General features: G+C 64.0%; 22 protein-coding genes. 13 read left to right on the forward strand and 9 right to left on the reverse strand.

Annotated elements, in window-relative coordinates:
• Nucleotides 1–7: 7 nt before the first annotated feature.
• The 4 genes from AC1DMA_RS27275 to AC1DMA_RS27290 are packed head-to-tail and all read right to left on the reverse strand — an operon-like array spanning nucleotide 8 to nucleotide 4,060.
• Complete coding sequence (locus AC1DMA_RS27275) at nucleotides 8–1,048, reverse strand: VWA domain-containing protein (RefSeq protein ID WP_478128180.1); 1,041 nt, start codon at nucleotides 1,046–1,048, stop codon at nucleotides 8–10.
• Nucleotides 1,045–2,031: a DUF58 domain-containing protein gene (locus AC1DMA_RS27280; RefSeq protein WP_478146093.1), complete on the reverse strand. Its 987-nt coding sequence runs from the start codon at nucleotides 2,029–2,031 to the stop codon at nucleotides 1,045–1,047. Before AC1DMA_RS27280 ends, AC1DMA_RS27275 begins: the two co-directional genes overlap by 4 nt.
• A complete protein-coding gene (locus AC1DMA_RS27285; RefSeq protein ID WP_478128182.1) occupies nucleotides 2,012–3,022 on the reverse strand; it encodes an AAA family ATPase in 1,011 nt (336 codons plus the stop codon). The genes AC1DMA_RS27280 and AC1DMA_RS27285 overlap by 20 nt, the downstream gene beginning before the upstream one ends.
• Nucleotides 3,023–3,061: 39 nt before the next feature.
• Nucleotides 3,062–4,060 carry a S1C family serine protease gene (locus AC1DMA_RS27290; RefSeq protein WP_478146094.1) on the reverse strand — a complete coding sequence of 333 codons (999 nt, stop codon included), beginning with the start codon at nucleotides 4,058–4,060 and terminating at the stop codon, nucleotides 3,062–3,064.
• A gap of 86 nt (nucleotides 4,061–4,146) precedes the next feature.
• Between AC1DMA_RS27290 and AC1DMA_RS27295 the strand changes: the two genes are divergently transcribed.
• Both AC1DMA_RS27295 and AC1DMA_RS27300 read left to right on the forward strand, forming a co-directional pair.
• Nucleotides 4,147–5,007 carry a TatD family hydrolase gene (locus AC1DMA_RS27295; RefSeq protein WP_478146095.1) on the forward strand — a complete coding sequence of 287 codons (861 nt, stop codon included), beginning with the start codon at nucleotides 4,147–4,149 and terminating at the stop codon, nucleotides 5,005–5,007.
• Between the two features lie 124 nt (nucleotides 5,008–5,131).
• Nucleotides 5,132–5,470: a hypothetical protein gene (locus AC1DMA_RS27300; RefSeq protein WP_478128185.1), complete on the forward strand. Its 339-nt coding sequence runs from the start codon at nucleotides 5,132–5,134 to the stop codon at nucleotides 5,468–5,470.
• Between the two features lie 51 nt (nucleotides 5,471–5,521).
• On the opposite strand, the gene AC1DMA_RS27305 is transcribed toward AC1DMA_RS27300, so the two are convergent.
• Nucleotides 5,522–6,349, reverse strand: coding sequence for a mechanosensitive ion channel family protein (locus AC1DMA_RS27305; protein WP_478128186.1), 828 nt, complete (start codon nucleotides 6,347–6,349; stop codon nucleotides 5,522–5,524).
• Between the two features lie 47 nt (nucleotides 6,350–6,396).
• On the opposite strand from AC1DMA_RS27305, the gene AC1DMA_RS27310 reads away from it, so the two are divergent.
• From AC1DMA_RS27310 to AC1DMA_RS27335, 6 genes are all read left to right on the forward strand, one after another.
• Nucleotides 6,397–6,930 (forward strand): DNA-deoxyinosine glycosylase, encoded by a 534-nt coding sequence (locus AC1DMA_RS27310; protein WP_478128187.1) that lies wholly within the window; start codon nucleotides 6,397–6,399, stop codon nucleotides 6,928–6,930.
• Nucleotides 6,927–7,679 carry a class I SAM-dependent methyltransferase gene (locus AC1DMA_RS27315; protein ID WP_478128188.1) on the forward strand — a complete coding sequence of 251 codons (753 nt, stop codon included), beginning with the start codon at nucleotides 6,927–6,929 and terminating at the stop codon, nucleotides 7,677–7,679. Before AC1DMA_RS27310 ends, AC1DMA_RS27315 begins: the two co-directional genes overlap by 4 nt.
• 7 nt (nucleotides 7,680–7,686) lie before the next feature.
• Nucleotides 7,687–9,483, forward strand: coding sequence for a type IV pilus assembly ATPase TfpB (gene tfpB, locus AC1DMA_RS27320; protein ID WP_478128189.1), 1,797 nt, complete (start codon nucleotides 7,687–7,689; stop codon nucleotides 9,481–9,483).
• 111 nt (nucleotides 9,484–9,594) lie between these two features.
• Nucleotides 9,595–9,750: a hypothetical protein gene (locus AC1DMA_RS27325; RefSeq protein ID WP_478128190.1), complete on the forward strand. Its 156-nt coding sequence runs from the start codon at nucleotides 9,595–9,597 to the stop codon at nucleotides 9,748–9,750.
• A 141-nt stretch (nucleotides 9,751–9,891) separates the two neighbouring features.
• Nucleotides 9,892–10,380, forward strand: coding sequence for a tripartite tricarboxylate transporter TctB family protein (locus AC1DMA_RS27330; RefSeq protein WP_478146096.1), 489 nt, complete (start codon nucleotides 9,892–9,894; stop codon nucleotides 10,378–10,380).
• A gap of 9 nt (nucleotides 10,381–10,389) precedes the next feature.
• On the forward strand, nucleotides 10,390–11,901 hold the full coding sequence (locus AC1DMA_RS27335; protein WP_478128192.1) for a tripartite tricarboxylate transporter permease: 1,512 nt from the start codon (nucleotides 10,390–10,392) through the stop codon (nucleotides 11,899–11,901).
• A gap of 60 nt (nucleotides 11,902–11,961) precedes the next feature.
• Here AC1DMA_RS27335 and AC1DMA_RS27340 read toward each other — a convergent pair whose 3' ends face one another.
• Nucleotides 11,962–12,888: a LysR family transcriptional regulator gene (locus AC1DMA_RS27340; protein WP_478146097.1), complete on the reverse strand. Its 927-nt coding sequence runs from the start codon at nucleotides 12,886–12,888 to the stop codon at nucleotides 11,962–11,964.
• Between the two features lie 95 nt (nucleotides 12,889–12,983).
• Between AC1DMA_RS27340 and AC1DMA_RS27345 the strand changes: the two genes are divergently transcribed.
• The 5 genes from AC1DMA_RS27345 (at nucleotide 12,984) to AC1DMA_RS27365 (ending at nucleotide 18,472) form a co-directional block, all read left to right on the forward strand.
• Entirely contained in the window at nucleotides 12,984–13,955 is a 972-nt protein-coding gene (locus AC1DMA_RS27345) for a Bug family tripartite tricarboxylate transporter substrate binding protein (RefSeq protein ID WP_478128194.1), read from the forward strand.
• A 151-nt stretch (nucleotides 13,956–14,106) separates the two neighbouring features.
• Entirely contained in the window at nucleotides 14,107–15,720 is a 1,614-nt protein-coding gene (locus tag AC1DMA_RS27350) for a gamma-glutamyltransferase family protein (RefSeq protein ID WP_478146098.1), read from the forward strand.
• 7 nt (nucleotides 15,721–15,727) lie between these two features.
• Complete coding sequence (locus tag AC1DMA_RS27355) at nucleotides 15,728–16,642, forward strand: DMT family transporter (protein ID WP_478146099.1); 915 nt, start codon at nucleotides 15,728–15,730, stop codon at nucleotides 16,640–16,642.
• Between the two features lie 16 nt (nucleotides 16,643–16,658).
• On the forward strand, nucleotides 16,659–17,462 hold the full coding sequence (locus AC1DMA_RS27360; RefSeq protein WP_478146100.1) for an SDR family oxidoreductase: 804 nt from the start codon (nucleotides 16,659–16,661) through the stop codon (nucleotides 17,460–17,462).
• A gap of 23 nt (nucleotides 17,463–17,485) precedes the next feature.
• Complete coding sequence (locus AC1DMA_RS27365; RefSeq protein ID WP_478146101.1) at nucleotides 17,486–18,472, forward strand: quinone oxidoreductase family protein; 987 nt, start codon at nucleotides 17,486–17,488, stop codon at nucleotides 18,470–18,472.
• A gap of 27 nt (nucleotides 18,473–18,499) precedes the next feature.
• Here the strand turns inward: AC1DMA_RS27365 and AC1DMA_RS27370 are convergent, their stop codons facing one another.
• The 3 genes from AC1DMA_RS27370 to ileS all read right to left on the reverse strand — a co-directional run bounded on the left by AC1DMA_RS27370 (nucleotide 18,500) and on the right by ileS (nucleotide 23,730).
• The gene (locus AC1DMA_RS27370; RefSeq protein WP_478146102.1) at nucleotides 18,500–20,155 is read right to left on the reverse strand and encodes a Na/Pi cotransporter family protein; all 1,656 of its coding nucleotides are present in this window, start codon (nucleotides 20,153–20,155) and stop codon (nucleotides 18,500–18,502) included.
• A 234-nt stretch (nucleotides 20,156–20,389) separates the two neighbouring features.
• Nucleotides 20,390–20,887 carry a signal peptidase II gene (gene lspA, locus AC1DMA_RS27375; RefSeq protein ID WP_478128200.1) on the reverse strand — a complete coding sequence of 166 codons (498 nt, stop codon included), beginning with the start codon at nucleotides 20,885–20,887 and terminating at the stop codon, nucleotides 20,390–20,392.
• Nucleotides 20,887–23,730, reverse strand: a complete 2,844-nt coding sequence (gene ileS, locus AC1DMA_RS27380; RefSeq protein WP_478146103.1) for an isoleucine--tRNA ligase — start codon at nucleotides 23,728–23,730, stop codon at nucleotides 20,887–20,889. The genes lspA and ileS overlap by 1 nt, the downstream gene beginning before the upstream one ends.
• Between the last annotated feature and the right edge of the window lie 62 nt (nucleotides 23,731–23,792).

The raw sequence follows: 23,792 nt of genomic DNA on the forward strand, positions 1-23,792 counted from the left end.
AGGAACGTCAGAGGATGCGATTGAACCAGAGCAGCGAAAGTCCCGCCGAAAGCAGCGCCAGGGCGGCGGCGCCCATCGCGAAAAGCGCGGAGACTTCGGTCTCCTTCTTCTCGACCGTGAGACGCGAACTCAGCGAGCTGTAGACCTTTTTGAGGTCGGTCGCCGTGCCCGCGTAGAAGTACTCCGCCGAGGTCTTGTTGGCAATCGCCTTGAGCGTTTCCTCGTCGAGCCGCACGCGCATCGACCAGCCTTCGAAGCCGATCGTCTCGCCGTCGACCGTGCCGATGCCCACCGTGTAGACGCGCACACCGCGATCGGCCGCAGCCTTGGCGGCATCGAGCGGGTCGACGCCGGTGGTGCGCTGGCCGTCGGTCAGCATGATGATCGCCGCCGAGGTGTAGGAGCCCGGCGCGACCGGCGTGAAGTCTTTCTGCTGTGGCTTGCCGGCGTGGTCGATCGAGACACCGCGCTCGCGGCTTTGCGGACCGAAGTCGGAGATGTCGATGCCCGCGTCAGGGAACAGCGTGGCGAGCGAGACGACGATCGCGTTGCCCGTCGCGGTCGCGCGCTGCAACTGGAACGAGTCGATGGCGGTGACGAGGTCCTCGCGATTGGTGGTGGGCAACTGCGCGACCTGGGCGCTGCCGGCAAAGGCGACGACACCGACCTTCACGGTGCGCGGCAGCTCTTTGAGGAAGCTCTTGGCAGCTTCCTGTGCGGCCACGAGGCGGTTGGGCTGAACATCGGCCGCCCGCATGCTGCCGGACACGTCCATGGCGAGGATGATGGTCTGCTGGTTCGACGGCAGCACCACCACGGCCATCGGCCTCGCAGCGGCAATCAGCATCGCAGCCAGCGCCAGCAGAAAGAGGAAGGGCGGGATGTGGCGGCGAATCGTCTGCCCCGCACCCATGGCCTCGCGCACGATGGACAGGCTCGCATAGCGCAGCGCCAGCTTCTTCTTGCGCCGGATCAGCCACAGGTACAGCAACACCAGCAGCGGCAGCGCCAGCAGGAGCCAAAGGAATTGAGGCCACAGGAAATTCATGCTGCCACCGCCTTGGAGTTGGAGGCGCGTACGCGGCGCTTGCGCATGTCGGCGAAACGCACGATGGCATCCACCAGATCGTCGTCGGTCGAGAGCTCGAGTGTGTCGACGCCGATCTTCGCCAACGCCTCGCGCAACGTGGCTTCGCGCTCCGCGGCGATGCGGGCAAATCGCTTGCGGAAACCGGCGTCGTGCGTGTCGACCCAGAGTTGCTCGCCGGTTTCGGCATCGCGCAGGGGCACCAGGCCGAGGTCGGGCAGTTCGAGTTCGAGCGGATCGAAGAGCCGCACCGCCACGACGTCATGGCGCTGGACCAGGTGCGAGAGCGGCTTTTCCCAGCCGGGTTCGCTCATGAAGTCGGACACCACGAAGACTGTCGATCGACGCAGCATCAGCATGGCTGCGGACTTCAGCAAGTCGGCGAGGCGTGTCATGCCTTTCTGGTCCGGCGCGATCTTGGCCGAGCGTCGTTCCATGGCGTGCAGCAGATGCAGCACATGCCGCCGTCCGCATCGCGGCGGAATCACCGCCTCGACATCGTTGCCATAGACCATCGCGCCGACGCGATTGCCGTGGCGTGTGAGCAGCCGGGCGATGACCGCGACGAAGCCGGCCGAGATCTCGCGCTTGGCCCTGACGCCGGAGCCGAAATCGACCGAGCGGCTCAGGTCTAGTACGAACCACGCCGCCATTTCGCGGTCCTCGGTGAAAACGCGCACGTGCGGCGTCTGCAGCCGCGCCGTCACGTTCCAGTCGATGTGCCGGACGTCGTCGTGGTGCTGGTATTCGCGCAGGTCGGCCAAGTCCAGGCCTGCGCCACGCATCAGGGTTCGGTAGTCGCCCTGCAGAAGGCCGTCGAGCCGCCGGATGACCGTCCACTCGAGCCGGCGAAGCGCGCGCTCCACTCCGCCCGCCACGGCGTCGGCCGTCGCGAGCGCCTCGTCGTTGGCCGCTTTCGCGCGCCTAGGCCACCAGCTTTTCATGTTCGAGTGGTTTGGCGGGTGCAGGTACAGCTCGCATGATCCTGTCGATCAGCCCATCCGGGGTCAGCCCTTCGGATAAGCCCTCGTAGGACATCGTCACGCGATGGCGGAGCACGTCCGGGACCAGCGCCGTCATGTCTTCGGGCAGCGCATAGCTCCTGCCTCGCAACAGCGCCAGGGCGCGAGCGCCTTCGGTCAGGTTGATGCTGGCGCGCGGGCTGGCCCCGAAGGTAATGAAGCGGCGCATGTCCTTCATGCCGTGCTTCTCGGGCGTGCGCGTGGCCGATACGAGCCTGACTGCGTACTGAATGAGAGAAGGGTCGACATATACGCGGCGGGCTTCGGCCTGCAGGGCCGCGAGCTGGTCCGTGGTGGCAACGGCGGCGGCTTCCACGAGCGGGCCGATCACGCGCTCGACGATCACGAACTCTTCTTCATCGGTCGGATAGTCGACCAGCACTTTCATCATGAAACGGTCGACCTGCGCTTCGGGAAGCGGATAGGTGCCTTCGGTCTCGATGGGGTTCTGCGTCGCCATCACCAGGAAGGGACGCGGCACCTTGTGCGTTTCGCCGGCGATGGTCACCTGGCGCTCCTGCATCACTTCGAGCAGCGCGCTCTGCACCTTGGCTGGGGCCCGGTTGATTTCGTCGGCCAGCAGCAGGTTGGCGAAGACCGGGCCGAGCGAAGTGCTGAAGTCGCCGGTCTTCTGGTTGTAGATGCGGGTACCCACGAGGTCGGCCGGAACGAGATCGGGTGTGAACTGGATGCGCTTGAACTGCCCGCGCACCGTGTCGGCCAAGGTCCGGACCGTGAGCGTCTTGGCAAGGCCGGGCACCCCTTCGACGAGCAAGTGGCCGCCGGCCAGCATCGCGACCATCACGCGTTCGAGGAATCGGTCCTGGCCGACGACGACGCGCTTCACCTGATAGAGGATCTGCTCCATCAGCTCGGCGGTGGCAGCGGAGGTCGGTTCTGTCTCTGTGGTCATGCCTTGTGCTTTCTTCGAGTGTTCGGAATCAGGTGGTGGTCAGAAAGGCGGCGAGCCGGCCGCGGTTGCGGCGTTTTCGATCGGCACCGCGAAACCGATGCCAATGAAAGTGCGCTGCTGAGTCGGATTGAGGATGGCGGTGACGATGCCGAGCACTTCTCCGTTCATGTTGACGAGCGGTCCGCCTGAATTGCCCGGGTTCGCAGCAGCGTCAAACTGGATGAGATTGCCCAGTTCCTGCTTGCCCTCCGGCGATCGGAACGAGCGATTCAAGCCCGACACCACGCCCGCGGACACCGACGGACCGATACCGAACGGAAAGCCCACGGCGGCAACTTGATCGCCAGGCTGGAGGTCGGCGGTCGAGCGCATCGTGGCCGGGATGAGGTCGTCAGGCAGCTTCTGCGCCTGCAGCACGGCGAGGTCGTTTTCGGGCTGCACGCCGGTGACGGTAGCGGGCGATTCGAGGCCGTCGGCAAAAGTGACGTGGATCGATTCAGCCCCCGCCACCACGTGCAGGTTGGTCAGGATGATGCCCTTGTCCACGATCACGACGCCGGTTCCCACACCGCGCTCGACCAGTTGTCCTGGGCCTTCGTCGGGCGGCGCTTCCGGCGGCTTGCCCTTGGCGAGATTGCGGCCGCGCTTCTCGGTCTTGGCTTCGGGCGTGGTCTTCTCCATGCCGTAGCCCACCACACGCACGACCGACGGCCGGATGATCTCCGCCGCCTTGGCCGCGGGAGAAGGGAGCGTGGTGGTCTGCAGCGTGCGCAGCACTGCCGCGTCGATGTCTTTTTGCGTGAGGACGCGCGTGCCTTGATGCGGCCACATGATGGCGCCGCCGGCACCGAGCCCGACGCAGAGCACCAGCAGCAGCGCAGAGAGGCTGCGGCGCCCCGGGCGCCAACGCTTGCCGGATTGCGGTGACGCGCCGGGCATGTCGGAGGCATCGGGAACGCCAGGAGCATCGGCAGCGCCAGGCGCGGCCGCATCCTGCGGCCCACGGGGCGAGCGGCTGTAGAAAGCTGGCCTGCGCATTGGGCACCTCCGACAAAAGAGAACGCTTGAGGAGGCACGGTAGCACGCTTTCCGCGGCTATGCATCCATTCGGGCATCATCGCGGGATGGTCGTCTTTGTCGATACCCACTGCCATCTGGACGCGCCCGAATTCGGCAACGAAATGCCCGAGATCCGGGCGCGCGCGAAGAGCCTGAACGTGGCGCTTTGCGTCATCCCTGCGGTGGCTCAGTTCAATTTTTCGGCCGTGCGCGAACTGGCGCATCTTCAGCATGACGCCTATGCGCTCGGTATCCATCCGATGTGCACGGGCGCGGCTTTGGACGAACACCTGCAGCTGCTCGACGCCGAGCTTGCGCAACATCGCGACGATCCCCGATTGGTTGCGCTGGGAGAAATCGGGCTCGATTTTTTCGTTGAAGGGCTGGACGAGGACAAGCAGACGCACTTCTTTCACACTCAGTTGCAACTGGCGCGCAAGCACGATCTGCCAGTGATCATTCACGTCCGCCGATCGGTCGACAAGGTGCTCAAGCACCTTCGGCTGGTCGCCCCCGGACAGAAATGGAACGGGATCGCGCATGCCTTCAACGGAAGCGAGCAGCAGGCGCAGGCCTGCATCGAACTTGGGCTCAAGCTGGGATTCGGCGGCGCCGTGACCTTCGAACGCGCGCTGCAACTGCGCCGCCTCGCGACGACGCTGCCGCTGGAGGCGATCGTGATGGAAACCGATTCGCCGGACATTCAACCCCACTGGCTCTACCGCACGCAGTCCCAGAGGGACGCAGGCGAGCCGCAAGGGCGAAACGAGCCCGGCGAGTTGCCCCGCATTGCTGCCGTGGTGGCGAAACTGCGCGGCATCGCTGTCGAAACCCTGGCCGAGGCGACTACCCGCAACGCGATGGCCGCGCTTCCCCGGCTGTCTTCGCTGCTGGCGGCGTCGGAGGGGACGCAGCCCCCTGCGTAGGCCAAGCGCTCGACTTGCGCCGTCCGCGGGGTTCAAATGTCATTCGGTGTCATCCTTTGCCACCGCGACATCGTTGCGTCATAGTGGCCCCACGGTCACTCCAACTTACAGAGGAGTTTTTCCAATGAGCAAAATCATCGTTCGTACCTTGCCTGCCGCTTTGGCTGTGGCCTTCGCTTGCGTCGGCATGTCGGCTGTAGCGCAGACTGAAACCCAGAAGCTGGAGAAGGACACCGAAAAGGCCTGGGACTCGACCAAGAAGGGCACCGAGAAAGCCTGGGATGCCACGAAGAGCGGGACCAAGAAGGCTGCGCACGCGACCGAGAAGGGCGCCAAGAAGGCCGGTGACGCGGTCAGCGACGTCGCCAGCGATGCCGCGTCGGGCACTCGCCACGTCGGGAACAAGATCGGCGAGAAGATCCCGGGCACCGAGCAAAACGAAGCCGCCAAGAAGAAGCCCTGAGCTTCCCCGCTTTTTTATGATGAAGAAAAGCCCGCTCACGCGGGCTTTTCTTCACGCTGCCGCCGGCGTCACGTTGCGATGCGCGAGCGGCGTTTCCGGCGTCGGATAGCCCGCCATGCCGAAGGTCTGGACGATGGCCCGGTGCGTGTCGAAGTACACCTGCCAATAGTGATCGGTATGTGTGTAGGGCCGCACGGCAAGCAGCGGCCCTTCAGGCGTGAACTGGAGGATCTCGATGTCCGGCGGCTGTTCGGTCGACACATTCGGAATATTGCGTACCGCCGTCTTGAGCAACTCGATGGCCTGATTGACATCGACGCCGTTGGCAACCTTGGCCGTGGTGTCGACCCTGCGCCATTTCAACTGGCTGAAGTTCTGGATCGTCTCCGAGAGCACCTTGTTGTTGCCGACGGTGATGATGGTGTTGTCGGGCGAGATGAGCGTGGTGCCGAACAGGCCGAGCTCCTTCACGGTGCCGGTGGTGCCTCCGCCCACGGTCACGAAATCGCCGACGCCATAGGGCCGCAGCACCTGCAAGAAGACGCCTGCCGCGAAATGCGTGAGCAGGCCGCCCCACGCGGTGCCGATTGCCAGGCCTGCGCCCGCGAGCAATACGGCGAATGACGTGGTGCGAATCCCGAACATGTCCAGGATCGCGAGGACCAGCACGATGGTCAGCAAGACCCCGAGGATCGAGACGAGGTAATGGCTCAGCGTCGCATCCAGCTTTCTGCCGCGTTCGAGGGCCTTGGCCGTCAGCCGCTGCGCAAGCCCGATGAGCCATCGTCCGATGATCCAGGCCGCGATGGCGCCGATCACTTTCAGGCCAAAATCCACCCCCTGCGTCGTCAGGAAAATCCAGATCGCTTCCGTATTCATGCTTTCTTCCTCACAGGTGCTGGTGCTTCTGCAAACCAGCCATCGTTATGGATAAGCCGACTCCGCACCCAGGCGACGCGAAAGTCGTGCTCACGGGGCTTGCTCCGATCGTTTCCGCCAACACCGCCTTGTTGATACTCGGCAGCTTTCCTGGGGCCCGGTCGATCGCGCAGCAGCAGTATTATGCGCACCCGCAGAACCACTTCTGGAAAATCTTGCAGGCCTTGTGGCCCGGAAACCCGCTGCCAGTGGGCGAAGGCAGCTATCAAAAGCGTAGCGAATGGCTCCTCGACCGCGGGTTGGGCGTGTGGGACGTGTACGCCAGTTGCCAGCGCCAAGGGAGCCTCGATTCGGCAATCCGCGATGCGGTGGTCAACGACATCGCGAGTCTCCGGCTGCCGAAGCTCGCGGCCATCGCCCACAACGGCGGCGAGAGTTTTCGGCACGCGCGGCACACCCGGACGCTCGGCGTGCCCGTTTACCGATTGCCTTCGTCGAGCCCGGCCAATGCATCATGGAGTTTCGAGCGCAAGGTCCAGGCTTGGCGCGAAGTGTTTGAAAGGTATCTGGTCATCCCATGAAGATCGTTCTCCCCGAGGTCAATTTCTCCGATTGGGGAGACGTGCGCTATCTGCATCTGGGCACTGAGTGGGTGCAAGGCTCCATGAAGCTCGATGCACCTTTCGAGATCGAGCTCGAATACGTGCAGCGCATGATGGCTTGGCTGCTCTTCGTCGACGATGCCAGCGTCTCAAAGCGGCATGCGATGCAGCTCGGCCTCGGCGCTGCGAGCCTCACCAAGTTCTGCCGCAAGACGCTGCGCATGCGGACGACGGCCATCGAACTCAATCCGCAGGTCGTCGCCGCATGCCGTGGCTGGTTCAAGCTGCCGCCCGACGACGGCAAACTGGAAATCGTGATCGCCGATGCCGCGAGCGAAATCCGCGAAGCGAAGTGGCTCGGCACGGTCGATGCGCTTCAGGTCGATCTCTATGACCATGAAGCCGCCGCGCCGGTGCTTGACAGCGAGGACTTCTACGCCGACTGCCGCGCGCTGCTCACCGAGGACGGCTGCATGACGGTCAATCTCTTCGGCCGTTCTTCGAGCTACGAAGGCAGTCTGGAGAAGATTTCGGCGGCGTTCGGCCAAGACGCGGTCTGGGCGTTCAAGCCGACGCGCGAGGGCAACACCATCGTGCTGGCGCAGCGCACCGCGACCCGGCCGAAGCGCCCCGCGCTTGCCGAGCGCGCGCAAAGCATCCAGACTCGCTGGCGCCTGCCTGCCTCGAAGTGGCTCCGGGTGTTCAAACCGCTCGAAGCGAAAACCTGATTCATCCATGAGTGCTGTCCCCGCCGCTCCGTCCGGTCCATCCGCCCCTTCGCGCCACGAAGGTCCACTCGACCTGCGTAGCCTCATCGAATGGCTGGCAAAGGATGGAGTGATCTCGCCGCCCGAGGCCAAGCGCACGATCGCCCGATGTGCCCAGGCAGAGAGCCGGCAGGCGCCGCTGGTGCGGCTCGCGAATGTCGCCATGACGCGCGAGAGCGACGGCAAGCCGCTCGATCTGGAAATGCTCACGCAATGGCTCGCTGCCCGCGCCGGGCTCGCGTACCTTCGAATCGATCCGATGAAGGTGGACGTGGGCAAGGTCGCCGACACGATGAGCGCTGCCTATGCGGAGCGGCACAAGGTGCTGCCGGTGCAGGTCACGCCGAGCGAAGTCGTGGTGGCCACCTCGGAGCCCTTTCTCACGGACTGGATCGCCGAAGTCGAGCGGCAGGCGCGCCGCTCGGTGCGGCGAGTGGTTGCCAATCCGGCCGATATCCAACGCTATACGGCGGAGTTCTTTGCGCTGGCCAAATCGGTTCGGGCGGCGCAGAAGGCGGGCTCCAACACGGGCGGCGCGAGCTTCGAGCAACTGGTCGAGCTCGGCAAGAGCACCAAGCAACTCGACGCCAACGACCAGAGCGTGGTGCAGGTGGTCGATTGGCTCTGGCAGTACGCCTTCGACCAGCGCGCGAGCGACATCCATCTGGAGCCCCGGCGCGAGCAGGGGGTGATCCGCTTTCGGATCGACGGCGTGCTGCATCCCGCCTACCAGATGCCCATGGGCGTGATGAATGCCATGGTGTCGCGCATCAAGCTCCTGGGCCGCATGGACGTGGTCGAGAAGCGCCGGCCTCTGGACGGCCGCATCAAGACCCGCAACATGCGCGGCGAAGAAGTCGAAATGCGCCTTTCGACGCTGCCGACTGCCTTCGGCGAAAAGATGGTGATGCGCATCTTCGACCCCGACACCGCGGTCAAGGACCTGGACGCGCTGGGCTTTGCGCAGCACGACGCGCGGCGCTGGGAGCATCTCGTGACGCGGCCGCACGGGATCATCCTTGTGACCGGCCCGACGGGCTCGGGCAAGACGACGACGCTCTACTCGACGCTCAAGCGGGTGGCAACGGAAGAAGTCAACGTGAGCACGATCGAAGACCCGATCGAAATGATCGAGTCGTCTTTCAACCAGACACAGGTGCAGCCGCAGCTCGACTTCGGCTTCACTGAAGGTTTGCGCGCGCTGATGCGGCAGGACCCGGACATCATCATGGTCGGCGAAATCCGCGACCTCGCGACGGCCGAGATGGCGGTGCAGGCGGCGCTGACGGGCCATCTGGTCTTCAGCACCCTGCATACCAACGATGCGCCGAGCGCCATCACGCGCCTGATGGAGTTGGGAGTGCCTTCGTATCTGATCAATGCCGTGATGCTCGGCGTGCTCGCCCAGCGGCTGGTGCGCACGTTGTGCAAGCATTGCAAGGCGCCCGACGAGACGGTGACGCGCGAAAAGCTGGCCGAGTTCGTTTCGCCATGGCAGATCAGCGGCTCGGTGCGTGCCTACAAGCCCGTCGGCTGCGTGGACTGCCGGATGACCGGCTACATGGGACGCATGGGGCTCTACGAACTCCTGAGCGTGACCGAAGCCTTCAAGAACGAGATCACCAAGGAGCCGAACATGCTTTCGCTCCGGCGCCAGGCGGTAAGCGATGGCATGCGGCCGCTGCGTCTGGCTGGTGCCCTGCGCGTGGCCGAGGGACTCACGACCATCGAGGAAGTGCTGAGCGCGACGCCGCCGCTCGAGTGAACAAGGAACAAGTTCACGCTCCGCGCAATTAGCAACATCGGCATTTCGGATGATTCCCAAGAGGCCGCGAACGTCGCAAAGTCGAGTCTCCCAACGATCCGGGAGATGGAAATGAACTCTGAGATTCTGACGATTGGCGTACTGGCACTGGTGGTGGCGGGCGGCTGGTTGATCGACGTTCTCAATCAGCACGAAATGGACAAGTTCCGCCGCAACCTGGCCAACCGGCTCAAGAAGGCTTCAGACTCTTTTCACACGGTGCGCTGACTCCGTGGGCGGCGGTGTCCGCGCATGCGGATCCGCAGCGGGCTTGGGGATAACCCTGAAATCGCGATAGGTGGAATCCACATCAAGCTGACTTTGGGCTGACCACACAATCTCCGTCGAATTCATTCGTGGAGACTGTTCGTGAAAATCAAGAGTCAGAAAGACTTCTTCTCGGGGGTGATGTTCGCCGTCGTCGGGGTCGCTTTCGCCTGGGGCGCGACGACCTACAACGTCGGCAACGGCGCGCGCATGGGCCCCGGCTACTTCCCGCTGATGCTCGGCATCCTCATGGCCGTCATCGGCCTTGCCATCATGTTCACCGGCCTCTCGGTCGAGACCGAGGACGGCGAGAAGATCGGCAAGTGGGCGTGGAAGCAGGTGGTCTACATCATCGGCGCCAACCTCGCGTTCGGCGTGCTGCTCGGCGGCCTGCCGAGCTTCGGCGTGYCGGCCATGGGGATGATCATCGCCATCTATGCGCTGGTGCTGATCTCGAGCCTCGCAGGCAGCGAATTCAATCTGCGCAAGGTGCTCGTTCTCGCGACCGTCCTCGCCGTCGGAAGCTACATCGCCTTCATCTGGGCGCTGAAGCTGCAGATCCAGGTGTGGCCCACCTTCATCACGGGTTGAGGACGACAAATGGATCTCATCGCAAATCTCTCTCTCGGCTTTGGTGTCGCGTTCACCTTCACCAACCTGCTCTATTGCCTCGCAGGCTGCGTCCTGGGCACGCTGATCGGCGTGCTGCCGGGCATCGGCCCGGTCGCGACCATCGCGATGCTGCTGCCCGCGACGTACGCGCTGCCGCCTGTGTCGGCGCTGATCATGCTGGCCGGCATCTACTACGGCGCGCAATACGGCGGATCGACCACTGCGATTCTGGTCAACCTGCCGGGCGAATCATCCTCGGTGGTGACCGTGATCGACGGCTACCAGATGGCCCGCAAGGGGCGGGCGGGACCCGCGCTTGCGGCTGCTGGTCTGGGCTCGTTCTTTGCGGGCTGTGTCGGCACGCTGATCCTGGCCGCCTTCGCACCGCCACTGACTGAGTTGGCCTTCAAGTTCGGCCCGGCCGAGTATTTCTCGCTGATGGTGCTGGGCTTGATCGGCGCGGTGGTGCTGGCTTCGGGTTCGCTGCTCAAGGCGATCGCGATGATCGTGCTGGGCCTGCTGCTGGGTCTGGTCGGCACTGACGTGAACTCGGGCGTGGCGCGCTTCAGCTTCGACATCCCCGAACTGACCGACGGCATCGGCTTCGTGACCATCGCCATGGGCGTGTTCGGCTACGGCGAAATCATCGCCAACCTGTCGCGGCCCGAAGAAGACCGCGAAGTGTTCACCGCCAAGGTGTCCGGCCTGTTCCCGACCAAGGAAGACTTCAAGCGCATGACGCCGGCGGTGCTGCGCGGCACGGCGCTCGGCGCATCCCTGGGCATCTTGCCGGGCGGCGGTGCGCTGCTGGCCGCCTTCGCGGCCTACACCATCGAAAAGAAGACCAAGCTGCATCCGGGCGAAGTGCCCTTCGGCAAGGGCAACATCCGCGGTGTGGCCGCGCCCGAGTCGGCCAACAACGCCGGCGCGCAGACTTCGTTCATCCCGCTGCTGACGCTGGGTATTCCGCCCAATGCCGTGATGGCGCTGATGGTGGGCGCGATGACCATCCACAACATCCAGCCCGGCCCACAGGTGATGACCAGCAACCCCGAACTCTTCTGGGGACTGATCGCCTCGATGTGGATCGGCAACGCGATGCTCGTCATCCTGAACCTGCCGCTCATCGGCATGTGGATCAAGCTGCTGTCGGTGCCTTACAAGTACCTGTTCCCGGCGATCGTGCTGTTCTGTGCGATTGGCGTTTACTCGACCAACAACAACACCTTCGACATCTGGATGGTGGCGATCTTCGGTTTTGTGGGTTACAGCTTCTTCAAGCTCGGTTGCGAACCTGCGCCATTGCTGCTGGGATTCATCCTGGGGCCGATGATGGAAGAGAACCTGCGGCGCGCACTGCTGCTGTCGCGCGGCGACTGGGCCGTGTTCGTCACTCGGCCGATCTCGGCGGGCCTGCTGGCTGCCGCGCTGCTTCTGCTGGTGATCGTGTTGCTGCCGGCCGTCAAGTCCAAGCGGGAAGAGGCATTCGTCGAGGAGTGATTCCCGACAGCCTGCGAAAAAGCACCTCCGGGTGCTTTTTTGCTTTGAGGGGCGCCGCTTTCAGGACCGTTCTTCGCGGCGGGGCTTCATGTGCTGTCGCGCCATCGCAAGGAAGGCCATGGCCGCAGGACTGAGCGGATGCTTCGCGAGCCGCACGGCAACGACGGGGTATTCGAGCATCGGACGCGCTACCGCGATCGCGCGAAGGTTGCCCGGCATCAGAACTTCCACATAGCGAGGCAGCAGCGCGACACCGGCACCCGCCTGAATGAGCCCGAACGCGGTCGACAGCATTGAGACGTGATGAACAACGCGCGGATAGACGTTGGCCACGCTCGAAAGCTGCCGGCTCACCGATCGCCAGATGACCGCGTCCGGATTGACGTGGATGAACGGCAAGCCTTCGAGGTGCTTGGCGTCGATCACGATCCGTCGCGCCAGCGGGTGATCGTCGCGCGCGAACAGGGCCATGCGATCGCTGAAGAGCGGCTCCGTCGCAAGCTCCGAGTGCTTCTGTCCGATGTCGGAACCGAAGCCGAGGTCGGCCTCTTGCGAAAGGATCCGGGAAATCATCTGCTCGGCCGTGCTGTCGAGCAGCGCGGTCGCGAGCGCCGGATGCTGTTGCGAGAAGCGGCTGAGCAATGGCGGCATCAGCGCGCCGGCCGTGAGATGGCCGACCGCCAGGACCACCCGGCCTTCGCGAAGCTGGGACTGCGATCGGCAGGCGCTCACGGATTCGTCGATCAGCCGAAGGGCGCGAACAGCCGTGTCGACCATCATCTGTCCGGCGCCAGTCATGCGGATGCGCCGCCCGCGCACCACCAGAGGCTGGCCGAGCTCATGTTCCATGCGCTTGATGAGATGACTGATCGCCGGCTGTGTGAGTTGCAGGGCTTCTGCCGCCAACGTGAAGCTGCCCGACTCGGCGACCGCCGCCAGCGCCCGCAACTGCTGCATGGAGATCTCTTCAGTAGCGGCCTTTGTCATTAGCGCGGCTCATAGTTGCATTAACGGGATTATCTGGCTTGATGCCGCGCCGCTGCATAGCATTCGATGCTTCACAGGGAACACAATCCAGCACCATGAAACGTATCCAGTTCCTCCAGGCCATGGCTGCCGCGCTTTGCGTGGCCGCTTCGCCCGCGGTCTTTGCAGAGGGCTACCCGACCAAGCCGATCCGGTTGATCGTTCCCTTTCCCGCCGGCGGCGCGACCGATCTTTTCGCGCGCACGCTTTCGCAGAAGATGGGCGAAAAGCTCGGCACGACACTCGTCGTCGACAACAAGCCCGGGGCCGGTGGTGCAATCGGTTCCGATGCCGCAGCCAAGTCGACCCCTGACGGCTACACGCTCCTCCTGGCGACGACGAGCACCCACTCGATCGGCCCGGCCATCTATAGCAAACTGCCCTACGACACGGTGCGCGACTTCACGCCGATCGTTCATGTGGGCGATGCGCCGAGCATCATGCTGGTGCCGAACAATTCGCCTGCCAAGACGGTGCAGGAATGGATCGATTACGCCAAGAAGAACCCCGGCAAACTCAATTACGGGTCGAGCGGCAATGGGACGATCGTGCAACTCACGGCCGAGCTCTTTCAGTCGCAAGCGGGCATTTCGATGCTGCACATTCCGTACAAGGGCACGGCGCTCGCCATTCCCGACCTGATCAGCGGCAAGATCGATGTCCTGTTCGATGCGCTGCCGACCGGAATGCCCCACGTGCGCGACGGCCGGTTGCGGGCGCTCGGGGTGACCTCGCTCAAGCGGAGCCCACTCGCACCCGAACTGCCGCCGATTGCGGACACGCTGCCGGGGTTCGAGTCGAATACATGGTTCGGGCTTTACGGGCCGAAGGGCATGCCTGCCGACTTGGTCGCGAAGATCAACGCAGCCGCCAATCAATCGCTCACCGACCCTGAAGTGCGCGACAAGCTGGCTCGCCTGGGCATCGCGCCTGCGACCAGCACGCCCGCACAGTTCGCGAGCATGGTGGCCGAAGACGCCGCCAAGTGGAAGAAGATCATTGTCGATCGCAAGATCACCGGAGACTGAGCTCGCCCCCAGGCTCGCGCACTTCGTGTCGCTCTCCACCCCCTGACCGGGGGCAACACCGGCGGCCCGGCTTAGCCGGTTCCGCGGTGTTTCTGGTGGGGCCCTTGCTTCGCCGGGCGCGCGAGGGATTTGGACTATTTGGAAGGCTTTTATGAAATTCGATTTTGGGAATCCATACACGTCGACTCGGATTCCGGTTTTTGCGCGGAACGTGGTTTCGACTTCGCATCCGTTGGCGTCTCAGGCGGGGCTGCGGATTCTTTATCAAGGCGGCAATGCGGTGGATGCGGCGGTTGCTACGGCGGCGGTGATGACGCTGGTGGAGCCGGTGAGCAACGGGTTGGGGAGCGATGCCTTTTGTATCTTGTGGGACGGGAAGAAGCTGCATGGGCTGAATGGCTCGGGCTGTGCGCCTGCTGCCTGGACACCGGATTACTTTCGGCGCAAGTACGGGGGCGATGCGGCCACGCCGCCACAGCGCGGGATGGACTCGGTCACGGTGCCGGGCGCGGTGGGGAGTTGGGTCGCGCTGTCGGAACGATTCGGCAAACTGCCTTTTGCGGACCTGATGGCGCCAGCGATCGAGATCGCGGAACGTGGCTATCTCATGCCGCCGGTCGTGCGACAGAAATGGGCTGCGGCCACGCCGATCCTGCAATCGCAGCCGGGGTTCGCGCAGAGCTTTCTGCCTTGGGGGCGTGCGCCGGAAGTGGGAGAACTGTTCCGGTTTCCGGCTGCTGCCCGCGCGCTGAAGGCCATTGCGGCGACGACAGGGGACGCGTTCTACAGCGGCGAAATCGCCGAGGCGCTGGAGAAGTTCTCCAACGAGAACGGCGGCAGTCTCAAGGTGCGGGATCTCGCGAACTGGAAGCCCGAGTGGGTCGAGCCGATCGCGCAGAACTACCGCAATCACACGCTGCACGAAATTCCGCCGAACGGCCAGGGGATTGCGGCGCTGATCGCGCTGGGCATCCTGCGGCACTTCGACATCGAGTCGATCCCGGTCGATTCGGTCGCTTCGCAGCACTTGCAGATCGAAGCCATGAAGCTCGCGTTTGCCGACACCTATCGCTATGTGTCGGACCCTTCGTCGATGGAGGTGACTACCCTGCAAATGCTCGATGACGCCTATCTCGCGTCGCGTGCCAAACTCATCGACCTGAACAAGGCACAGGACTTCAAGGCGGGCAATCCGGTCAAGGGCGGCACGATCTACCTGACAGCCGCGGACGAAAACGGAATGATGGTGAGCTTCATCCAGAGCAACTACATGGGCTTCGGCTCCGGCTGCGTCGAGCCGGGATTCGGCATCAGCTTGCAGAATCGGGGTCATGGCTTCAGCCTGAACGATCGCAGCCCGAACCTCGTCGCACCGGGCAAGCGGCCCTTCCACACAATCATCCCCGCCTTCCTCACCAAGGACGGCGCGCCGGTGATGAGCTTCGGCGTGATGGGCGGCAACATGCAGCCGCAGGGGCACATGCAGACGCTGGTGCGCATGCTCGACTACAAGCAGAATCCGCAAGCCGCCTGCGACGCACCGCGCTGGCGCTTCAACCAGGGGCTGGAGATCAACGTCGAGGCGGCGATGAACTCGGCCACCGTTCAGGGCCTCTCCGACCTCGGCCACAAGGTGGACGTGATCAACGACTCGTACCAGGACTTCGGTGCCGGCCAGTTCATCTGGCGCGCGGGCGATCCTGCGGTCGAAGGCTATGTCGCCGCAAGCGATGCGCGCCGCGACGGCCTTGCGGCGGGCTTCTAGTTTCAGAGTGACGCCGGAGCACCAGACTTCATCTCACAAGAGTCTCGCGCCGGGCCTCGCACTCGCGACGCTCGGCGCGATCGCGTTCAGCGGCAAGGCGATCATCGTCAAGCTGGCGTATCGCTATGGCGTCGACGCTGTCACGCTGATCATGCTGCGCATGCTTTTTGCGTTGCCGTTGTTCGTGGTGATGGCGTGGTGGGCCGGGCGCGGAAAGCCGGCGCTCACCGGGCGCGACTGGTTGGGCGTCATTGGGTTGGGCTTCTCGGGCTATTACCTGGCGAGCTTTCTCGACTTTGCAGGGTTGGCCTACATCACCGCGAGCCTGGAACGGCTCATTCTGTATCTCAACCCGACGTTGGTCCTGCTGTTCGGCTGGATCATCTATCGTCGGCGCATCACCCGCGGCCAAGTTGCCGGCATGGCGATCAGCTATGTCGGCGTGCTGCTGGTGTTCGGGCATGAAGTGAGCCTCGGCCAGAGCGCGGCGGCGGCGTGGGGCGCGCTTCTGGTGTTCCTCAGCGCCGTGAGCTACGCCATCTATCTGGTTGCGAGCGGCGAGTTCGTCAAGCGGCTGGGTTCTCTGCGGCTGGTGGGTCTGGCGACCAGCGTGGCGTGCCTTTTCTGCATCGCGCAGTTCATGCTCTTGCGGCCGATGAGCGCCGCCTTCGAAGTCGCGCCTGAGGTCATCTGGCTGTCGATCCTCAACGCGACGCTGTGTACGGCCGTACCGGTCCTTGCCGTCATGATGGCGATCGAACGCATCGGCCCCGCCTTGGCCGCCCAAACGGGTATGGTCGGGCCGATGTCCACGATCCTGATGAGCGTGGTGATCCTCGGCGAACCGTTTACCCTGTGGATCGCCGCGGGTACCGCGCTCGTGATCGCCGGCATCTTTGTATTCACACGCATGGGCCGATGAGCCCGGAGGACTGAACATGGATTTGGGAATTGCAGGCAAGACGGCTCTCGTGTGCGGCGCGAGCAAGGGCCTGGGCTACGGCTGCGCCGAGGCGCTGGTGCGAGAAGGCGTCAACGTTGTCATCGTGGCACGTGGCGCCGAGGCACTAGAAGCCGCGGCGAAGACTTTGCACGCCGCGGCTGCTGCCGTGGACGGCGCCGCCAAGCCGTTCGTGAAGCACATCGCGGCTGACATCACCACCGCAGACGGACGCGCTGCCGCCTTCGCGCTGCACCAGGACTTCGACATCGTCGTCACCAATGCCGGCGGCCCGCCGCCCGGTGACTTCCGCGAATGGGACCGCGAAGCTTGGGTCAAGGCGCTCGACGCGAACATGCTGACGCCGATCGAACTCATCAAGGCGACCGTGGACGGAATGGCTGCGCGCGGGTTCGGTCGCATCGTCAACATCACTTCGAGTTCGGTCAAGGCGCCGATTGACATCCTCGGCTTGAGCAATGGCGCTCGCAGCGGCCTGACCGGCTTCGTGGCGGGCGTGGCGCGCTCGGGCATCGCTGGCAAGGGCGTGACCATCAACAACCTGCTGCCGGGGTCGTTCGACACCGACCGCCTCAAGGGCACCATGATCGGTGCCGCGAAGAAGACCGGCCAGGACATCGAGGCCATCCGAGCCAGCCGCCAGAAGAACATTCCAGCGGGCCGTTTCGGCAACGCCGCCGAGTTCGGCGCGATCTGCGCATTTCTGTGCAGCACGCACGCGGCCTACATGACGGGCCAGAACGTGCTGGCCGACGGGGGTGCGTACCCGGGGACCTACTGATCGTTCGAGACAAGGAGCCATTCATGAGCAAAGCAGTCCGCATCGACCGCCAGGGCGGTCCCGAGGAACTGAAGATCGTCGACGTCGAGGTGGGCGATCCGGGCCTCGGCGAGATCCGCATTCGCCACAAGGCGGTGGGTCTCAATTTCATCGACACCTACCAGCGCAGCGGGCTCTACCCGTTCCCGATGCCCTTGCAACTGGGCATGGAAGCATCGGGCGTGGTCGAGGCGGTGGGTGAAGGCGTTTCGCATCTAAAGGTGGGCGACCGCGCGGCTTACGCGAGCCAACCTCCGGGCGCGTATTGCGAAGCGCGAGTCATGCCTGCAAAGTTCGTCTGCAAGCTGCCCGATTCGATTTCCTTCGAGACTGGCGCGGCGATGATGCTCAAGGGCCTCACCGCGCAGTATCTGTTGAAGAAGACGCTGCCGGCCGAAGGACTGCAGCCCGGCGATTTCATCCTTTTCCATGCGGCCGCTGGCGGCGTGGGGCTCATTGCCTGCCAATGGGCAAAGGCGCTCGGGCTCCAGTTGATCGGCACCGCAGGCACCGATGCCAAGTGCAAGCTCGCACTGGCCCACGGCGCAGCCCACGCCATCAACTACAGCACCGAGAACTTCGCCGAGCGCGTCAAGGAGATCACGGGCGGCAAGGGCGTCAAGGTCGTCTACGACTCCGTGGGCAAGGACACTTTCGAAGGCTCGTTGAATTGCCTGCGGCCGTTCGGGCTGTTGGCCATCTTCGGCAATGGATCGGGGCCGGTGCCGCCTTTCAACCTCGGTTTGCTTGCATCGAAGGGATCGCTGTACGTCACGCGGCCGACCTTGTTCACGCACATTTCGAGCCGCGAAAGCACGCAGGCCATGGCCGACGATCTGTTTGCCGTGGTCGAAAGCGGCGCTGTGAAGATCCCGATCGACCAGCGTTATCCGCTGGCCGACGTGCAGCAGGCGCACCGTGATCTCGAAGCGCGCAAGACGACCGGCTGCACCATCCTGACTCTGTCGTAGCCACAGCGGCGCACGCCGCTCGTGCGCCTACTGCAACTGGCTGAGGCGCGATTCGCGCATGCGCGTCGGCGCCAGTGCGCCGGCGGATTCGAGGATGGGGTAGGCGATCGAGCAGATGTGCGAGTTGATGCGCTTGAGTTCGCTGATCAGGTCGATGTGCAGCGAACTGGTCTCGATGCTGAGCGCGGTCTGGTCCGATAGCCGCCCCAGGTGGGTCGTGGCATAGGCGCGCTCCAGATCGCGGAAGCGCGCCTTTTCTTCGAGCAGCTTCTGGGCGTCGCGCACATTGCCGTTCAGGAAAACGCTCATGCTCAGGCGCAGATTGGCCACCAGCCGCTCGTGCAGTTCGACGATCTCGCGCATGCCGGCTTCGGAAAAATTGCGCTGCGGCTTGATCTTCTTGTCCTCGATGTCGATGATCACGCGCTCGATGATGTCGCCGATCTGCTCCATGTTGATCGTGAAGCTGATGATGTCCGTCCAGCGGCGGCTCTCCTCCTCGCCCAGCGCCTCGCGCGAAATCTTGGTGAGGTAGTACTTGATCGCCGAATAGAGCTCGTCGACCGTGTCGTCGAGATTGCGCAGTTCCTGGGCGAGGCGAAGGTCGTTGTGCTTGATCACGTTGAGCACGCCGATCAGCATCGTTTCGACCACGTCGGCCTGGTGCAACGCCTCTCGCGCAGCGTTGGAGATGGCAAGAGATGGCGTCGAGATCGCGGAGGGGTCCAGATGCTGTGGGCGTCGGGCTGTGGCCTCCGTGGGCCCCGGCAGCAGGCGCGTGGCCAGCCGGGCGACGTATTCGGTCAATCCGATGAAGCAGACACTCATGATGACGTTGAACGCCAGGTGGTAGAGCACCACCAGCTGCGTCGCGTCGGTGACGAACGGCCTGACCTCCCGCAGCCAGAGCCCGACGAACGGCGCTGCGATGGCAACGCCGAGCGCCTTGAACAGGAGATTGCCTACCGTCACTTGCCGCACTGCAATAGACGACTTGGCGGTGGTGAGTACGGCCAGCAAGCCGCTTCCCAGGTTGGCGCCGAGCACGAGGCCGAGGGCCACGTCGAGCGGCACCACGTTCGAGCTTGCCATCGCTGCGACCAGCAGCACGACCGCCAGACTCGAATAGGCAACGATCGACAGCGCGGCTCCGATGGTGATTTCGAGCAGCACGTCGCTGTTGAGCGATCCAAGCACAGCGCGCATGGCCGGGCTTTCAAATAGCGGGCCGGTGGCCTCCACGACCAGCTGCAGCGCCAGCAACATCAGCCCCAGCCCGATCAGCACGCGGCCCACGCGGCCCGCCACGCTGGAAGGACGCGTAATGAACAGCACAACGCCGACGAAAATGAAAAGCGGGGACAGCCATGAAAGATCTGCCGAGAACAGCACCGACATCAGCGCTGTGCCGACGTCGGCGCCCCGCATCACCGCCAGCGCCGCTGGGAGCGTGACCAGTCCCTGGCCGACGAAGGACGAAGTCATCAGCGAAGTGGCGGTGCTCGATTGCACGAGTGCCGTCACTCCGATTCCGGACAATGCCGCCGTGAAGCGATTGCGCATGCTGTGCACGAGGATGCGGCGCAGATTTGCGCCGAACACCCGCAGCACGCCGGTGCGAACGAGTTGGGTACCCCACACCAGCAGCGCGATCGCCGCCAGCAAATTCAACAAGTGCTTCATGGAATAGAAGCACTATAGAGCACCCCCGGAAGCCCAGGCCAGGAACACCGCGGAACTGGCTTTGCCAGGCCGCCGGTGTTGCCCCCGGTAGGGGGTAGGCGAAGCGACACGAAGTGCGCGCAGCCTGGGGGCGAGCAACAGAAACACCGCGGAACTGGCTTTGCCAGGCCGCCGGTGTTGCCCCCGGTAGGGGGTAGGCGAAGCGACACGAAGTGCGCGCAGCCTGGGGGCGAGCTAAGTCTTCCTTACCCGCCGCAACTCATCGATGACCAGGCAGATCGCCCCGATCGTGATCGCGCTGTCCGCTACGTTGAAGGCGGGAAAGTGCCGGCCGGCAAGATGGAAGTCGAGAAAGTCGACCACGTAGCCGTGCATCATGCGATCGATCACGTTGCCGATCGCGCCGCCGAGGATGGCGGCCATCGAAAACGAGAACAGCTTCTGCCCCGCGTGCGACCTGAGCATCCAGATGATGAAGAGCGCCGCCGCGATGCCGATGGCCATGAAGAACCAGCGCTGCCAGCCTGCCGCATCCGCCAGGAACGAAAAAGCCGCGCCGGTGTTGTGGGCACGCACGACGTTGAAGAAGCTGGTGACGTAGGTCGCGTCGCCGTACTTGTAATAGCCGAGGATCAGCGTCTTGGTGAACTGATCGACGATCACGATCACCAGTGCAAGGCCAAGCCAGGGCCAGATGCCGAGGCCCCGGGCGCCCGAAGACTGGCGGGCCATCAGGCGATGTTCCTTGCTTCGCCCGCGCCGTAGAGGTTGCTCGTGCAACGTCCGCAGAGACCAGGATGCGCGGCATCGTGCCCGACGTCGTCGCGCCAGTGCCAGCAGCGCTCGCACTTCGCCGCCGTGCTTGCCGTCACAGTGGCCGACAACGCATCGCCAGGCGTCAGCGCCACGGCCGAGGTGATGAAGACGAACTTCAGGTCGTCGCCCAGCGAAGCGAGCAGCGCATGGTCATTGGCCGGCGCGGCAATGGTCACGTTGGCCTGCAGCGACGAGCCGACCTGGCCCGCTGTGCGCACCGATTCAATTTCCTTGTTGACCGCGTCGCGGATCTCTCGGATGCGGGTCCACTTGGCGAGCAGTGCGTCGTTGGGTGTTCCGAGGTCGCTGTAGGTCTGCACGAAAATCGACCGGCCGTCGCCGCAGAACTTCCAGGCTTCTTCGGCCGTGAAGCTCAGGAATGGTGCCATCCAGCGCAGCATCGCTTGGGTGATGTGCCACAGGGCGGTTTGTGCGCTGCGGCGCGCAAGCGAGCCGGGGGCGGYCGTGTAGAGCCGGTCTTTCAGCACGTCGAGGTAGAACGCGCCTAGGTCCTCCGAGCAATACACCTGCAGCTTCGCAACCACCGGGTGAAACTCGTAGACCTTGTAGTGCGCGAGCACGTCCGCCTGAAACTGCGCGGCGCGGCTGAGCGCGTAGCGGTCGATTTCGAGCAGTTGGTCGAGCGGCACCGCATCCTTCGCGATGTCGAAATCGCTGGTGTTCGCGAGCAGGAAGCGCAGCGTATTGCGGATCCGGCGATAGGCATCCACCACGCGGGCGAGGATCTTGTCGTCACCGGCGATGTCGCCCGAGTAGTCGCTCGCAGCCACCCACAGGCGCGTGATTTCGGCGCCGAGCTTCTTGTTGACTTCCTGCGGGTCGATGCCGTTGCCGAGCGACTTGCTCATCTTGCGGCCCTGGCTGTCGACCGTGAAGCCGTGCGTGAGCAGGCCGCGATAGGGGGCGCGGCCTTCGAGTGCCGACGCGATCAGCAGCGACGAATGAAACCATCCGCGATGCTGGTCGTGGCCTTCGAGGTAGAGGTCGGCTTCGGGGCCGGTTTCGTGGTGCACCTTGGGGTGCGTGCCGCGCAACACGTGGAAGAAGGTCGAGCCGGAGTCGAACCACACTTCGAGGATGTCGGTGCTCTTGGTGTAATGCGGCGCGTCGGCATCGCCGAGGATTTCTTCAGTGGTCACGCGGCTCCATGCCTCGATGCCGCCTTCTTCGACGATGTCGGCGGCCTGATCGAGGATTTCCATCGTGCGCGGATGCAACTCGCCCGAGTCCCGATGCAGGAAGAACGGGATCGGCACGCCCCAACTGCGCTGCCGGCTGATGCACCAGTCGGGCCGGTTGGCGATCATGTCGTGCAGGCGCGCCTTGCCGTTCTCTGGATAGAAGCTCGTCTGCTCGATGGCTTCCAGCGCCGTCTGGCGCAGCGTCTTGGGCGCCTTGTCCTTGGTAAACACGCCTTCGCCTTCGTCCATGCGGATGAACCACTGCGCTGCGGCACGGTAGATCACCGGCGTCTTGTGACGCCAGCAATGCGGATAGCTGTGGGAGATCTGCTCGGTCGTCATCAGGCGGCCGGCATCGCGCAGCGCATGGATGATGACCGGAACCGCCTTCCAGATATTCTGGCCGCCGAAAAGCGGGAAGTCAGCCGCGTAGGAGCCATTTCCTTGGACCGGATTCAGGATGTCGTCATAGGAAATGCCGTGAGCGATGCAGGAATTGAAGTCATCCACGCCATAGGCCGGCGAGGAGTGGACCAGACCGGTGCCGTCATCGGCCGTCGCGTAGTCCGCAAGATAGACCGGCGAGAGGCGACGGAAGCCTGCATCCACGTCGTAGAGCGGATGCTCGAACTCCAGTCCGCCCAGCTTCTCGCCCTTGACGGTGGCAAGCACCTTGCCGTCGAGCGCGTAGCGGGTCATGCACATCTCGACCAGCGAGGCGGCAAGGACGAGGAGGCCGCGCTCTGTATCCACGAGCGAGTAGTCGAGCTCGGGATTCAGGTTGATCGCCTGGTTGGCTGGGATCGTCCAGGCGGTGGTGGTCCAGATCACCGCGAAGGCGTCCTTGCCGAGTGCCGGCAGGCCGAATGCGGCGGCGAGCTTTGCGGGGTCGTGCGCCTTGAAGGCGACGTCCAGCGTCTGTGATTTCTTGTCGGCGTATTCGATCTCGAATTCAGCCAGGGACGAGCCGCAGTCGAAACACCAGTACACCGGCTTGAGCCCGCGATAGACGAAGCCGCGCTCGATCACGCGCTTGAAGGCGCGGATTTCGCCCGCCTCGTTGGCGAAGTCCATCGTCTTGTACGGGTGGTCCCATTCACCCAGGACACCCAGGCGCTGGAAATCGGACATCTGCTGTGCGATCTGTTCCGTCGCGTAGCCGCGGCTCTTGGCCTGCATCTCGTCGCGGCTCAGGTTGCGGCCGTACTTCTTTTCGATCGCGTTCTCGATCGGCAGGCCATGGCAATCCCACCCGGGCACATAGAGCGCGTCGTAGCCTTCAAGCTGGCGCGCCTTGGTGATCATGTCCTTCAGGATCTTGTTGACCGCGTGACCCATGTGGATCTGACCGTTGGCATAGGGTGGGCCGTCGTGCAGGATGAACTTGGGCGCACCGTGGCGTGCATCCCGCAGGCGGTGATAGACGCCTTGCTCGTTCCATTCGTTGACCCATCCGGGTTCGCGCTTGGGCAGGTCGCCGCGCATCGGGAAGGGGGTGTCGGGCAGGTTCAGCGTGGCCCGGTAGTCGGTGCCGCCGTCGGTCTTGTTGTCAGCCATGGAATTTCCAGAAATCTGCGCTGCCGTGCAACGCGCGAGGGGATCGGGAGCGTGCGGCCTTT

Source organism: Variovorax sp. 05N34, from assembly GCF_056397405.1.

Coding starts and splice junctions, on each gene's coding strand:
- AC1DMA_RS27275 (WP_478128180.1), bottom strand. CDS start 1,048: ATGAATTTCCTGTGGCCTCAATTCCTTTGGCTCCTGCTGGCGCTGCCG.
- AC1DMA_RS27280 (WP_478146093.1), bottom strand. CDS start 2,031: ATGAAAAGCTGGTGGCCTAGGCGCGCGAAAGCGGCCAACGACGAGGCG.
- AC1DMA_RS27285 (WP_478128182.1), bottom strand. CDS start 3,022: ATGACCACAGAGACAGAACCGACCTCCGCTGCCACCGCCGAGCTGATG.
- AC1DMA_RS27290 (WP_478146094.1), bottom strand. CDS start 4,060: ATGCGCAGGCCAGCTTTCTACAGCCGCTCGCCCCGTGGGCCGCAGGAT.
- AC1DMA_RS27295 (WP_478146095.1), top strand. CDS start 4,147: ATGGTCGTCTTTGTCGATACCCACTGCCATCTGGACGCGCCCGAATTC.
- AC1DMA_RS27300 (WP_478128185.1), top strand. CDS start 5,132: ATGAGCAAAATCATCGTTCGTACCTTGCCTGCCGCTTTGGCTGTGGCC.
- AC1DMA_RS27305 (WP_478128186.1), bottom strand. CDS start 6,349: ATGAATACGGAAGCGATCTGGATTTTCCTGACGACGCAGGGGGTGGAT.
- AC1DMA_RS27310 (WP_478128187.1), top strand. CDS start 6,397: ATGGATAAGCCGACTCCGCACCCAGGCGACGCGAAAGTCGTGCTCACG.
- AC1DMA_RS27315 (WP_478128188.1), top strand. CDS start 6,927: ATGAAGATCGTTCTCCCCGAGGTCAATTTCTCCGATTGGGGAGACGTG.
- tfpB (WP_478128189.1), top strand. CDS start 7,687: ATGAGTGCTGTCCCCGCCGCTCCGTCCGGTCCATCCGCCCCTTCGCGC.
- AC1DMA_RS27325 (WP_478128190.1), top strand. CDS start 9,595: ATGAACTCTGAGATTCTGACGATTGGCGTACTGGCACTGGTGGTGGCG.
- AC1DMA_RS27335 (WP_478128192.1), top strand. CDS start 10,390: ATGGATCTCATCGCAAATCTCTCTCTCGGCTTTGGTGTCGCGTTCACC.
- AC1DMA_RS27340 (WP_478146097.1), bottom strand. CDS start 12,888: ATGACAAAGGCCGCTACTGAAGAGATCTCCATGCAGCAGTTGCGGGCG.
- AC1DMA_RS27345 (WP_478128194.1), top strand. CDS start 12,984: ATGAAACGTATCCAGTTCCTCCAGGCCATGGCTGCCGCGCTTTGCGTG.
- AC1DMA_RS27350 (WP_478146098.1), top strand. CDS start 14,107: ATGAAATTCGATTTTGGGAATCCATACACGTCGACTCGGATTCCGGTT.
- AC1DMA_RS27360 (WP_478146100.1), top strand. CDS start 16,659: ATGGATTTGGGAATTGCAGGCAAGACGGCTCTCGTGTGCGGCGCGAGC.
- AC1DMA_RS27365 (WP_478146101.1), top strand. CDS start 17,486: ATGAGCAAAGCAGTCCGCATCGACCGCCAGGGCGGTCCCGAGGAACTG.
- AC1DMA_RS27370 (WP_478146102.1), bottom strand. CDS start 20,155: ATGAAGCACTTGTTGAATTTGCTGGCGGCGATCGCGCTGCTGGTGTGG.
- lspA (WP_478128200.1), bottom strand. CDS start 20,887: ATGGCCCGCCAGTCTTCGGGCGCCCGGGGCCTCGGCATCTGGCCCTGG.